The sequence below is a fragment of the Burkholderia sp. PU8-34 genome (assembly GCF_053427725.1).
This window is the reverse complement of record NZ_JBSAXC010000002.1, coordinates 365,321-378,188: the sequence shown is the minus strand read 5'-3', so window position 1 is coordinate 378,188 and position 12,868 is coordinate 365,321. Positions and strand designations below refer to the sequence as shown.

General features: G+C 69.3%; 12 protein-coding genes. 1 reads left to right on the top strand and 11 read right to left on the bottom strand.

The window, feature by feature from the left end; genetic code table 11:
* Nucleotides 1-63: 63 nt before the first annotated feature.
* The 10 genes from ACV22Z_RS06390 to ACV22Z_RS06345 form a co-directional block, all read right to left on the bottom strand.
* Nucleotides 64-291, bottom strand: coding sequence for a sulfurtransferase TusA family protein (locus ACV22Z_RS06390; RefSeq protein WP_038713912.1), 228 nt, complete (start codon nt 289-291; stop codon nt 64-66).
* A gap of 111 nt (nt 292-402) precedes the next feature.
* Nucleotides 403-1,293: a MurR/RpiR family transcriptional regulator gene (locus ACV22Z_RS06385; protein WP_448075476.1), complete on the bottom strand. Its 891-nt coding sequence runs from the start codon at nt 1,291-1,293 to the stop codon at nt 403-405.
* A 200-nt stretch (nt 1,294-1,493) separates the two neighbouring features.
* Complete coding sequence (locus ACV22Z_RS06380; protein ID WP_448075475.1) at nt 1,494-2,240, bottom strand: glucose 1-dehydrogenase; 747 nt, start codon at nt 2,238-2,240, stop codon at nt 1,494-1,496.
* 185 nt (nt 2,241-2,425) lie between these two features.
* Nucleotides 2,426-3,130, bottom strand: a complete 705-nt coding sequence (locus tag ACV22Z_RS06375; RefSeq protein WP_448075474.1) for an ABC transporter ATP-binding protein — start codon at nt 3,128-3,130, stop codon at nt 2,426-2,428.
* The gene (locus ACV22Z_RS06370; RefSeq protein ID WP_448075473.1) at nt 3,127-3,879 is read right to left on the bottom strand and encodes an ABC transporter ATP-binding protein; all 753 of its coding nucleotides are present in this window, start codon (nt 3,877-3,879) and stop codon (nt 3,127-3,129) included. The genes ACV22Z_RS06375 and ACV22Z_RS06370 overlap by 4 nt, the downstream gene beginning before the upstream one ends.
* Nucleotides 3,876-5,093, bottom strand: coding sequence for a branched-chain amino acid ABC transporter permease (locus ACV22Z_RS06365; RefSeq protein WP_448075472.1), 1,218 nt, complete (start codon nt 5,091-5,093; stop codon nt 3,876-3,878). Before ACV22Z_RS06365 ends, ACV22Z_RS06370 begins: the two co-directional genes overlap by 4 nt.
* Nucleotides 5,086-6,021 (bottom strand): branched-chain amino acid ABC transporter permease, encoded by a 936-nt coding sequence (locus tag ACV22Z_RS06360; protein ID WP_448075471.1) that lies wholly within the window; start codon nt 6,019-6,021, stop codon nt 5,086-5,088. The genes ACV22Z_RS06365 and ACV22Z_RS06360 overlap by 8 nt, the downstream gene beginning before the upstream one ends.
* A gap of 11 nt (nt 6,022-6,032) precedes the next feature.
* Entirely contained in the window at nt 6,033-6,470 is a 438-nt protein-coding gene (locus tag ACV22Z_RS06355; RefSeq protein WP_448075825.1) for an acyl-CoA thioesterase, read from the bottom strand.
* Nucleotides 6,471-6,624: 154 nt separating this feature from the next.
* On the bottom strand, nt 6,625-7,161 hold the full coding sequence (locus tag ACV22Z_RS06350) for an NUDIX domain-containing protein (RefSeq protein ID WP_448075824.1): 537 nt from the start codon (nt 7,159-7,161) through the stop codon (nt 6,625-6,627).
* A 448-nt stretch (nt 7,162-7,609) separates the two neighbouring features.
* Entirely contained in the window at nt 7,610-10,921 is a 3,312-nt protein-coding gene (locus tag ACV22Z_RS06345) for a two-partner secretion domain-containing protein (protein ID WP_448075470.1), read from the bottom strand.
* A 77-nt stretch (nt 10,922-10,998) separates the two neighbouring features.
* Here ACV22Z_RS06345 and ACV22Z_RS06340 point away from each other — a divergent pair, with 77 nt between their 5' ends.
* On the top strand, nt 10,999-11,223 hold the full coding sequence (locus ACV22Z_RS06340) for a hypothetical protein (protein ID WP_448075469.1): 225 nt from the start codon (nt 10,999-11,001) through the stop codon (nt 11,221-11,223).
* Nucleotides 11,224-11,257: 34 nt separating this feature from the next.
* On the opposite strand, the gene ACV22Z_RS06335 is transcribed toward ACV22Z_RS06340, so the two are convergent.
* The gene (locus ACV22Z_RS06335; protein ID WP_448075468.1) at nt 11,258-12,814 is read right to left on the bottom strand and encodes a ShlB/FhaC/HecB family hemolysin secretion/activation protein; all 1,557 of its coding nucleotides are present in this window, start codon (nt 12,812-12,814) and stop codon (nt 11,258-11,260) included.
* Nucleotides 12,815-12,868 lie beyond the last annotated feature (54 nt).

The following is a 12,868-nucleotide window of genomic DNA, read 5'->3' as shown; positions in this document are numbered from 1 at the left end:
CGGCGCGGAACCGGGCGGCGGCCGCGCCGGGATGCGCCGCGGGACGGCGCAAGGCACTCGCCGTCAGCGGCGGCGCATCAGGAACACGAAGGTCTTGTCCTGCGTCGACGATTCGACGATCTCGTTGCCCGTCTGTTTCGCGAATGCGGCGAAATCGCGCTGCGAGCCGGGATCGGTCGCGAGCACCTTGAGAATCTGCCCGCTTTCCATGTCCGCAAGCGCTTTCTTCGCGCGCAGGATCGGCAGCGGGCAATTGAGCCCGCGCGCGTCCACTTCCTTGTGAATCTGCATCGACTGTCGACCTTCGAAAGACGCGCCGCACGCGGCGCTGGAGGAAGCGGCAATTTTACCGCAGCCCCGCCGCGTCTGCGTTGCCTCAGCGCTGACGCCCGGCGCGGACCGTCAGGTCGTCGCCTTGGTATCGCGCGAACCGTCGGGCGTCGTCGGCAGATAGGACAGCTCGAGCCGATAGGCCAGTGCGACGAACAGGCTCTGCGCGAGGCCCATCGTCGCCGTCAGCGCGCGGAACCCGAACGTCGCACTGTCCTGCACGACGAGCGTCGCTTCGGCGTCGCGCGCGAGCGGGCTCATGCGGCTGTCGGTGATCGCGATCACGCGCGCGCCGCGCTGCGCGGCCTGCTGCGCGACCTGCACCGTCTCTTCCGCGTACGGCATGAACGAAATCGCGATCAGCACGTCGCCGGCCCGCACCGAGCGGATCTGCCCGAGCTGCATGCTGCCCAGCACGCTGAACAGGCCGACGCGCTTGTCGGTGTGCTGCAGCGCGTAATCCAGGGACACGGCAATCGGAAACGCGCGCCGGGAGCCCGCAATCCAGATTGCCTGGGTATCGGCGAGCATGTCGACGGTCTGCGCGAACGCTTTCGGATCCAGCGTCTGGTGAAGCTGCTGCATGCCGGCGATGCTGCCCTTGATGAACTCGCCGACGATCTGCTCGGGCTGCAGGCTCGACGAGCCCGATTCGATCACGTCGCGCAGACGCAGGTTGTATGCGCGACCGGGCGCGATCTGCTGCGCGAGCCCGTCGCGGAACAGCCGCTGCATCTCGGAAAAACCCGAGAAGCCGAAGTGCTTCGCGAAGCGCACCACCGCGGACGGCTGCACGCCGCACTGCTCGGCGAGCGACTGGATGCCTTCGAGGCCAAGCTGGTCCCGCTGCGTCTCGACGTGACGGGCGATCACCTTGAGGCGATTGCTCAGCCCGTCGTATTCCTGCGTCAGACGCTGCAGGAATTGCTCGACGGTGGCGGGAGGATTCTGGGATGGACTCATCGGATGGCGCGAAGTTGACGGTCCCGGCACTCGCCTGCTGCGGCGGAGGACCCGGCCCGGTCGTAGAGAGCATCCACTGGAATGTCGGCGCAACCGGCCTGCTGCGGATCGCGTAGGCGCCGACGGGGCCGTCGCCCGTCGGCACAATCGCCCGGCGCTGCTGCGCGGGCATTCGGAGGCAGGCTGACCCGCCTCCCCGCTCAACGCATGCCGCCGCTGGCCCGGACGAGTTCGCCGGTCATCCAGCGCGCGTCGTCCGATGCGAGAAAGACGGCAATGGACGCGATGTCGTCCGGCTGCCCCACGCGGCCCAGCGGCGTCTGGCTGACCGAAGACGACTCGAGCTCGGAGCCGATGACCCCCGCGCTGTGCGTGCCCTCGGTGACCACCACGCCCGGGTTGATCGCGTTCACGCGGATCTGCCTCGGCCCGAGTTCGCGCGCGAGCACGCCGGTGATCGCGTCCACGGCGCCCTTCGTGCCGCTGTAGACCGCGCTGGCCGGCGGCGTGATGGTGGTCACCACCGAGCTGATGTTGATGATGCTCGCGCCTTCGCCGAGGTGCTTCACGGCGGCCTGCGTCGTCAGCAGCACGCCCAGCACGTTCGTGTCGAACTGCCTGCGGAAATGCTCCTCCGTGATCGCTTCGATCGGCGCGAATTCGTACACGCCTGAATTGTTGACGAGGATGTCGAGGCGGCCATACGTTTCGACGGCCGTCTCGACGATGCGCTGCGCATCGGCTGCCTTCGACACGTCGCCGCCGACGGCGATCGCGTTGCCGCCGGCTTCGGCAATCGCGCTCACGACGGCTTCCGCGCCGGCCTTGCTGCTCGCATAGTTGACGACGACCGACGCCCCTTCAGCGGCGAGCGCCTTTGCAATCGCCGCACCGATACCCTTCGAACCGCCCGTCACGACCGCTACCTTGCCTGCAAGCTTGCTCATGATTTCCATCCTCAATTCGATATCGCATGATGAATCGGACCGGCTGTCCTGCCGCAGCAAGCAGCCGACGATCATGGAAATCTAGGCGCTTCATCGGCGTTGATAAAGCGGCTCGGGACGAATTGAGTTGCGGGACCAGCCGAATAATCGTCAAGCGCGCGCCTGAGCCCGCACTTAGCCCGCACTTAGCCCGCACTCAACCACACGTCGGCCACCTCCCCGCCCACGCCTTCGAGCGCGCCGTCGTATACGATCTGTCCCCGCCCCATCACCGCGGCCCGCCGCGTCAGCCGCGGCGCGAGTAACAGCCGCTGTTCGATCAGCACGATCGCGACGCCGTCCGCCTGCAGTCCTGCAAGACAAGCGCCGACCTCGTCGACCGCGAGCGGCGCGAGCCCTTCCGCAGGCTCGTCGACGATCAGCACGCGCGGCTTGCCGGCGAGCGCCCGCACCAGTGCGAGCACCTGCTGCTCGCCGCCGGACAGATGGCCGGCCTTCACGTCCGCGCGTGCGGCGAGCAGCGGAAAACGCGCGAACAGCCGGTCGAGCGCGGCGCGCGCCGCCGCACCGCTCGACCCGCGCAAACCGAGCAGCAGGTTGTCGCGCACGTTCAGCAACGGAAACACGTCGCGGCTCTCGGCGACATACGCTATACCGTGCCGTGCGATCTCGAAGGTCCGCGCGCCCGCGCATTCGACGCCGGCGATCCGCACCGAACCGGCGGTGCGCACGAGCCCCATCACCGCCTTCGCGAGCGTCGAGCGTCCCGAGCCGTTGCGTCCGAGCAGCGCGAGCGTTTCGCCCGGCGCCAGCGCGAGGTCGACGCCGTCGAGCACGGGCTGCATCCCGTACCACGCGCGCAGGCCACGGAGCTCGAGCAGCGTGCTCATGCGGCTCCCTCGCCGAGATAGGCCGCGCGCACGGCCGGATCGGCGCGAATCGCATCCGGCGCGCCGGTCGCGACCACCGCGCCCCGTACGAGCACCGTGATCCGCTCGGCAAAGCCGAACACCGTATCCATGTCGTGCTCGATCATCAGCACCGTGCGGCCCCGCGTCGTCGTACGGATCAGCTCGATCATCCGCGCGGCCTGCGCGCGGTTCATGCCGGCCGTCGGCTCGTCGAGCAGCAGCGTGCGCGCGCCACTCGCGAGTGCGATGCCGAGATCGAGCGCGCGCTGCTCCGCATAGCCGAGCGCGGCGGCCGGCGTGTCGCGGCACGCGTCGAGGCCGACATCGCGCAGCACCTGCGCAGCGACGCGGTCGACCGACGCGGATTCGCGCAGTCGGTTCCACCAGCGCCGCCGCTCGGCCGGCGCATGCAGCGCCGCGCAGCGCAGGTTGTCGAATACGCTGAGGCGCGCGAACGCGCTCGTCTGCTGGAAGCTGCGGCCGATGCCGAGCCGGCTCGCGGCAACGGGCCCGCGCCCGCGCAGTTCGACGCCGTGCAGCACGACGCGTCCGCGCGTCGGCCGCACGGCGCCCGCGATCACGTTGAAAAGCGTCGACTTGCCCGCGCCGTTCGGTCCGATCAGCGCATGGCGCTCGCCAGCCGCGACGCACAGCTCGACGCCGTCGAGCACCGTCTGCGCGCCGAAGCGCTGTGTGACGCCGTGCAAGAAAACCGCGTTGCCGTTCATCGCGCGCCTCCGTGCGATTCGCCTGCGATCCGGCGTCGCCAGCGCCACAACAGCAGGCCGGCGACGGCTGCCGCGCCGGCCAGCGCCCAGCCGAGCGGCGCGCCGGCATCGACGCGCCACGAGCGGAACGCGGCCGATGTGCCGTCGTCCTGTGCGAAGCGCCACGCGTAGCCGAGTTCCGCCGCACCGACGATTGCGACGCCCCAGCACAGCCACGCGGCGACACCGGCCAGCATCCGCCGCCGCTCCGGCGCCGGCGCGCCGGGCCGCAGCGCCGCGCCGAGTGCCGCCGCGATGCCCGCGAGCCCGCGCGGCGCGGCAACCACGACGACGACGAACAGCAGCCCCAGATACAGCGCCCACGCCCGCGATACGCCCGCGACCGCGACGCTCAGCGCCGTCAGCGCGGCCGCGCCCGCCGCCGGCCCGAAGAACGAGCCCGTGCCGCCGATCACCGCGGCGATCAGCACGGTTGCCGAACGGGACATCGCGACGCTGTCGGGCGTCGCGAGCTCGATGTCGATCAGCGTCAGCGTGCCGGCGACGCCCGCGAAGAACGACGCGCACGTGACCATCGCGAGCCGCACGCGGCGCGGATCGGTGCCGAGCGCGGCAACCCGCGCCGGGTTGTCGCGCACCGCGTTCGCGAGTCGTGCGAACGGCGTGCGCGTCAGCGCGCGCATCGCGAACGCGCAGACGAAACACCAGACGGCAATCACCGCATACGCATGCGCCGGCGTGCCGAACTGCCAGCCGCCGAACGGCGTGCCGCTCGCCCGGTCGATCGGCACGCCGCCGATGCCGCCGAACCACGCGGGCACACTCCACGCGGCGGCCGCGACGCACTCGCCAAGGCCGAGCGTGATCATCGCAAACGCGGTGCCCGCACGGCGCGTCGCGAGCACGCCGAACAGCAGGCCGAATGCGGCGCCCGCCGCGCCGCCGACGAGCGGCAACAGCGGCAGCGGGCCACCGAAGCGGTTGAACCAGTGCGCGGCCGCGAACGCGCCGAGGCCCGCGAACGCTGCATGACCGAACGACAGCAGGCCGGTCGTGCCGAGCTGCAGGTTGTACGACAGGGCAAGCACGACGAGCGCGGCCGTCTGCGCGAGATAGCCGAGCATCGCGCCGTGCGGCCACAGCCACGCGGGCAGCACGAGACAGCCGGCGAACAGCGCCCAGCGCAGGACCTCCGGATGCGCGCGGCTACGCATCGGCACGCTCGCCGAACAGTCCGCGCGGACGCACGACCAGCACCGCGACGAGCAGCAGGTAAGGAACGAGCGGCGCGAGTTGCGCGACCGTCACCGCGGCGACGCTGTCGGGCAGCGCGACACCGGCCCACTGCGCGACGTCGCGCAGCGACGTGTCGCTCGCGGCCGCGAAGGTTTGCGCGAAGCCGACCGCGAGCGATGCGGCGAACGCACCGCCGAGCGAGCCGAGCCCGCCGATCACGACAATCGCGAACACGATCGAACCGACCGTCTCGGCGAGCGCGGGCTCGATCACCGCGAGCGGCGCGCCGATCACGCCGGCCAGCGCCGCGAGCGCGGTGCCGGCGCCGAACAGCCCCGTCATCAGGCGCGGCACGTCGTAGCCGAGCGTCTCGACGGCCGCACGATGCGTGAGCGCCGCGCGCACGACGAGGCCGATGCGCGACGCGCGCAGCAGCCCGGCCAGCGCGATCAGCATCGCGGCGGACATCGTCATCATGAACAGCCGGTAGCGCGGCAGCGCGAGGCCGACGACCGTCACCGGCGCGCCGTCGAACAGCGGCGGCACCGGCGCTGCCAGCGGCGCGAGGCCCCAGACGAGCTTTGCGCCCTCGCCGATCAGGTACGCGAGACCGAATGTCAGCAGCAGCTCGCTCACGTGGCCGCGCGCCTGCACGCGGCGCAGCAGCGTGCGCTCGCAGGCCGCGCCCGCGAGGCCGACCAGCAGCGGCGCGAGCACGAGCGCCGGCCAGAAGCCGAGCCGCGCGGCGATGCTGTAGCCGACATACGCGCCGAGCATGTAGAAGCTCGCGTGCGCGAAGTTGAGCACGCCCTGCACGCTGAAGATCAGCGTGAGGCCCGCCGACAGCATGAACAGCAGCAAGCCGTAGCTGAGGCCGTTGAACGCCTGGATCGCGAACGCCTGCACCGCGCGTGCCGTCAGGCGGCGAGCGGATCGAGCGCCGCGCGCAACGCGTCGGGCAGCGGCACGGGCCGGCGCGTGTCGCGGTCGACGTACACGTGCACGAAATGGCCCTGCGCGGCCGGTGCCGCGTCGCCTTGCGCGAACAGCCCGATCTCGTAGCGCACGCTCGACGTGCCGAGCTTCGCGACGCGCAGCCCCGCGTCGACCGCCTGCGGGAACACGAGCGGCGCGAAGTAGTTGCACTGCGTCTCGACGACGAGCCCGATCGTCCGCGCGTGCTCGATGTCGAGCACGCCGGCGCGGATCAGGTATTCGTTCACGACCGTGTCGAAGTAGCTGTAGTAGACGACGTTGTTCACGTGCCCGTAGACGTCGTTGTCCATCCAGCGGGTCGTGATCGGCAGGAAGTGGCGATAGGCGTCGCGGGAACGCGCCTGCGGCTTGTCGGACATGGCGGTGGAGATGGCGGTCAGGTCGATGGAAGGAAAGCGCGGCAGCCGTGCGGCGCGGCGAAACGGCGGGCGGCGTGTTGCCTGCGCGCGGGCGGCTTCCGCATCGCGATCGCTCGCGGCACGGCGCATGCGGCTGCGCGGGCGACCGGCCCCGTCACTGCCCCGGCCGGTCGACGAACTGGAAATCGAGGCCGCGCGCGCGCATCCAGTCGGCGAGCGCATAGCCGGTGCCGGCGCGCCACGGGCGCAGCATCGGCGGATCGACGAGCCGGTATTCGAGCAGCTCCGGCGACAGCGCGACCGTGCCCGACGCGCGCACGTGGTACGCGATGATCAGTTCGTTCTTGCGGATGAATTCGTAGACGCCGACGAGCGAGATCTGCTCGGCCGTCAGCGCGGTTTCCTCCCGCAGTTCGCGCGCGATGCCGTCCTCGGGCGTCTCGCCGCGCTCGAGGAACCCGGTGATCAGCGCGAACATCCCTTCCGGCCACGCGGCGTTGCGGGCCAGCAGGATCTTGCCGTCGATCTCGACGATCGCGGCGACGACGGGCAGCGGGTTGTTCCAGTGGACGTAGCCGCAGGTGTCGTCAGGACAGGCCTGGCGGATGCGGCCGCCCTCCTCGGCAGGATCGGCACGCTCGATCAGCGGGCGCGCGCAGCGCGGGCAGAAGCGGTAGTCGGCGAGAGTCATCGATGGGGGCATGGCGGACGCCGGGATGCGCCCCACTGGCGGCCCGCACGCCCGCTCGGCGCGGGAAAGGTTTCATTCTAGCGAGTTTGCACGCGGCTGGCCGCCCTGCTGCAGGCTGGCGCAGACCTGGCCGACGATGGTATTCGACACGGATACGCGAGAAGCGGCAGATGCACTCGGTACCCGGCGCGATGGCGACTGACTGCGGCAAAGGCCGGCTGCCTCCAACGATTTGCCGGTCAATCCCTGCATCACCAAAAGAAGCGGCTCTTCACGAATCAACGTGAAGAGCCGATGAAAGATCCAGCTTCGATCCGGCACGCGCCGGCGATGGCATGCGTGCGCCATCGCCGGCCCGGTGCCGATCCGAAGCCTTCATGCCGTGAAGTGCTCCGGGCGACAGGCGGGTCCTCGGCGAACGAGCACCCGCCTCCCGAAACGAGTCCGGTCAGTCGCGGATTTGGCCGAAATTGCGGCCCGCGAGCGAGACTGCCGCAGCGCTTCCGGTCACGCTGTTGCCGCGCATCCAGCCGAAGTTGATGCCGGCGAGGCCGCCATACAAGTGGCCGTAGCCGGCCGTGTAGGCGATGCGGCCGCTTGCCGACGAGCGCTCGACGGTGCCGAAGTTGCCGCCCGCCACACCGCCCAGCCAGGCGTTGCGCCCGCCGGACACCGTGCCCGACGCTGACGACGACGCGATGATGCCGTCGTTTTCGCCGACCAGACCGCCGACCGCACCATGATCGCCACCCGTGGCCGAACCGCTGGCACTGGACGCCTGGATCGACGCGCCCATCGCGTTTTCGCCGACCAGGCCGCCGACGCGGCCTTCGAAGCCCGCGACGGCGTCACCCGACGCACGCGACGACGACACGCTGCCGCGATTCAGCCCGACCAGGCCGCCGGCCTTGCCCGCCCCCGCAACGGTAACGGCCCCGTTCGCGCCGGAGTCCGCCACGTTGCCCGCATTGTGGCCGACGAGCCCGCCCGCGACGCCGTTCGAGCCGGCCGAAACGTTGCCGGTCGCCGTGGATGCAACCACGGTGTCATGGTTTTCACCGACGAGACCGCCCGCGATGCTCGCTGCGCCGGTCGTCACCCGGCCCGATGCATCGGACGACTCCACGCGGCCGACGTTGACGCCGACCAGGCCGCCGGCCTTCGTACCGTCGCGCCCGCCCACTTTGCCATGCGCGTGCGACGCGACCACCTCGCCCGTGCTCGCGTTGTTGCCGACCAGCCCGCCCAGCACGCTGCCGGTGTCTGCGTCGACGCTGCCGTTTGCCGTCGATGCATCCACGATGCCCGCGTTGTGCCCGGCGAGCCCGCCTGCCGCCGCAGCGCTGCCAGCCTTGACGCCGCCGTTCGCCGTCGAGGCCAGGATCGTCCCGCGGTTGGTGCCGGCAAGCCCGCCGACCGCGCCCGACACGCCTGCAACGACATTGCCGCTCGCCGTCGACGCGTCGACCTTGCCGAGGTTGTCCCCAACCAGGCCGCCGGCAAAGCCGTTATTGCCCACGGTCACGCTGCCGCTTGCATCGGATGCTTCGATCGACGCGCCGTTATGGCCGACGAGACCGCCTGCCGTGGCCGAATGATTGGCCCGCACGTTCGCGCTCGCCGACGACGCCTTGACGACGCCCGATTCGTTGACGCCGACGAGCCCGCCGACGCGTGCGCCGCTGGCCTGGGCGCTGATGCTGCCCGCAGCCGTCGACGTCGAGATGACGCCCCGGTTGAGACCGACCACGCCGCCGGTGCCGCCGGTCGACTGGCTGACGACGTGGACATCGGCGCGGCTGTTGCTGATGGTCGCCTGGCCGCGATCCGGCCAGATGAAGGTGACGTTTTCGCCCACCAGACCGCCGACCTGCATCGCATCCTTGCCGCCTTCGACACGACCCGAAACCGACGCGCGATCGATCGTGCCGCTCAGGTTGCTGCCCACCAGGCCGCCGACGATCGCGCGGCCGCTGCCGCTCACCACGACGTCCTTCGCGTTCACGTTCGAAATATCGCCCGTGTTGTAGCCGGCCAAGGCACCGACGCTGACGGGCGAGTAGCCGGCCGGCACGGATACCTTCGTCGTGATTCTCTGCAGCCCGAGGTTCGCGATTCGGCCGTGGTTGACCGCGAACAATCCGACCACCGACGAGCCGGGGTTCGAAACCGACAGGTTGCCGACGGTATTGCCCAGACCGTCGAACACGCCTTCGAAAGACTGCCTGCTGCCTCCGATGCTGCGGAATTGCGCGCCCTTGCCGTCGATCGCGTTACCCAGCACGTAGCGACCGTTCAGGTTCCCGTCCACGTTGCGCAGACCCGCCAGATCGTGGATCACCTGGTATGCGTCGCCGTTCGCCGAGAACGACGCGTTCCGGCCCGACAGCGTGACCGCGGCACTGTCATTCGTCAGCGTATGGCCGCTGCCCGAGTTCAGTGCGAGGCGCGCGTTTTCACCCGTCAATGCCAGCTTGCTGGCGAGGCGAATGCCATCCGCCGCGTTCACCGTCACGCCTGCGTTCGCGCCGCTCGCCGCCACCGACTGCTTCATGTCGACGCTGCCCTTCTGCGACGTCAGCGTCAGCGCGTGATCGCTCGTCCAGTTCACCGCGTCGCCCACCGTCAGGTCGCCCGACGTGTTGGTCAGTGCAACATTCGTCGTGCCCAGCGTGCGCGACAGCGTCGCCGCACCCATCGCGCCGTCAGCATCGTTGACGTTCGCGTTGGCTGCCTCGATCGTCCACGTGCCCGAGCGACCCGATGCGCTGCGCGTATCCACCTGCGCATCGGTCGACACCGCCACCTGCTCGCCGCGCGTCGTCACCGACCCGCCCGCCGCGTTCAACTTCCCGCCAACCTGCACCTGAGCGCCGTCCAGCACGATCTTCCCGTCCTGTGCGTTCAGCCCCTGCGCTTCGATCGTCCCGCTGTTGTTCACCACCGCGTTCAGCAGGTTCCCCGCCGCGCGCGCCGTAATCAGCACCTCGCCGTCGTCCGCCGTCAGCAACCCGCCGTTATGCGCCTGCGCGTCCATCGCGCCGCCTTCAACCTGCAGGGTCAGCAGACCGTCGCCGTCGAAGTTCACGTTGAACGCATTCCCCGCGCCCAGCGCCACTCGGCCCGCTTGCGCCCGAATCACGCCCGTGTTCGACACCCGCGCGCCCAGCAGCGCCACGCTGCCGCGTTCCGCCGCCGTGATCGTCCCCGCGTTCTCCACCGACTGAGCCGATGCGCCCGAGAAACGATACGTGCCCGCCAGGAAGTCCGCGTCCGACACGTTCTTCGTCGATGCCACCAGCCCGCCCACGTTCACCTGTGCGCCCGCGCCGAACACCACGCCGTTCGGGTTCACCACGAACACCCTCCCGTTCGCGTCAATCTGACCGTGGATCTGGCTGCCGTTCGTTCCGATCACCCGGTTCAGCGCGATCGACTGGTGCGTCGGCTGCTGGAACGACACCCGCTCGCCGCCGCTCACGCTGAAATCCTGCCAGTTCGTGATCAGCTTGTCCGTGTGCTGGTTGATCGACATCGACTTGCCGTCCGCCGACGTCGCGATGTCCGCCTTCCCCGAGGCAATCTCGCCGCCCGTCGGCAGCGCATAAGCGTTCGACACCGCCAACCCGAGCAGCGACACCCCGGCCGCCGCGATCAAACGCTTGCCGCCGCCCGATTTACCTCGGCGACGCGCCGTTTCCCCGACCGCGCACCAGCCGCCCTGCGCTTCGTTCCATACCAGTGAATAGGCCTTGTTCATAGTTTTCACTTCCTCACGATCGATTCGCATTATCGAATCATTTTGTACAACTATATGAACCACTCAACGGGATCGGAATGAAATCCTCCGTCGCCCGCTTCGTGGATGACGACACGATCCGTGCCGTGCTCGTCGACTCCGATCCAATCCGGAGCCGACATGCCCGATATCAGCCGCTTGCCGCCGCCCGATTTACCGCGGCGACTCGCAGTTTCTCCGACCGTGCACCAGCCGCCCTGTACTTCGTTCCATTCCGGCAAGCAGGCTTCATTAATCTTGAATCCTATTCATCTTGTATTTGAACGCCCGCACATGACGGGCGACGATCACGCGCACTCAGAAATACTGAGCGGCCTGAACCCATACGCTCGGCGCGCGAGTCGGCGAACCGCCTCCCCCGCCGAGCGGCAATGCGGCCGTCAGTGTCGCCTGGCGCTTCGTGCCGTACCAGCTCACACCGACTCCTGCCGACTGCATGTGTTGCTTGTTCCGTTCGCGTGTCCACGGATGGCGGTTGAGCTGCACGCCGCCCGCATCGACGAACATGCTGACCTGCCAACCCGGCGCGGCGAGATAACGCAGTTCCGCGCTGGCCTGCCAGCCCTGATCGCCGCTGCCTGCGCCAAGCGCATATGCGCGTACACCGTACGCCCCCCCCAGGCTGAATTTCTCGGACGAGTCGAGATTGCGCGATGCAAGCTGTGCGCTGATCTGCGCATATAGCTGGAACCGGCTGCCCAACGCTTGAAGGCGCTGCACGTTCAGGTTCAGCTTCGTGAAGCTGCCGATCACATTCGTCAGCGGGTTCGCTTCGAACGCATCGTTGCTGCGCAAGCGCCCCACGCCGAACATCACCGCGAAACCGTTGCGTCCGCCGCCCATCCAGCCGTCCCGGCTGTTCCCGCTGAGCCCGAAGGTCCACAGGCCGACGTTCTTGTCGTTGCGGAGCGAAAAGGCGCCGTATTCGTCATGCAGGTTCTTGTTCTCGTATTGAACCTGCGCGGTGAGGCCGAGATTGCGCGCACGCACGATCGGCTGCGCGACGTAGACGGTCTGCACGCTGGCGCGGCCACTCGCCTCGAGATCGGAAAAGCTCCCGGCGAGCCGGTAACGCAACGACGAATACGCGACGCCGACCCGCGTCGACGCAGGCCCGACCGGCACCTGATAGCCGGCGCGGTAATAACGTTGCCGTTCGTTGCTGACGAGCCCGCGCAAGCTCAGACGATCGCCGAGCCGCAGCGGCGCATTGACATCGACGCTGCCGCCGACGCGGTACCGCCCTGTCGACACGTCGCCGAAGTTGTCGAATTCGAGTGATCCGGATGCGGGCGGCCCGCGATCGGCATCGACGACGAGATCGGTCGTTCCGGGCGCCTCGCCGGGACGCAATGTGCCGCGCGCGCCGACGCCGGCCAGATCGTCGAGCAGCAACAGGCTGCGCTCGAGACTGGAGCCGTGGACAACGTCGCCCGCGCGCAGTGCGGCGAGCGGCTGACGCAGCACGGCGTCGAACACGCGGGAATGGTTCTGGATTTCGATACGGCCATAACGACCTTCGGCGACTTCGATGCGCACGACGCCGTCATCGATTTCTTGCTTCGGCAGATATGCTCGCGCGAGCACATAGCCACGCTCGCGATAGTAGGCGGTGATCCGCTCGGCCGCGCGCTGCAGGTCGGCGAAACCCAGCGTCTCGCCGGCCAGATCGGCAATGAGCGCCTGCAGCGTCGCGCTGTCGAAAACGGTATTGCCGCCGATCTCGAACGTGCGAACGAAAACGCGAGGCCCGGTTTCGGGGGGCGGCTGCGCGGCGCTGCCGGACCGGACGATCTCAAGATCGGGCGCGGCCTCCGGCGGCAGGTTCGGCCGGGACGTTTCGATGTCGCGCATCGCGGCTCCGGCGTTCGGCGTCTGCGCGTATGCATGCCCGGGCAGGCTCGCGGC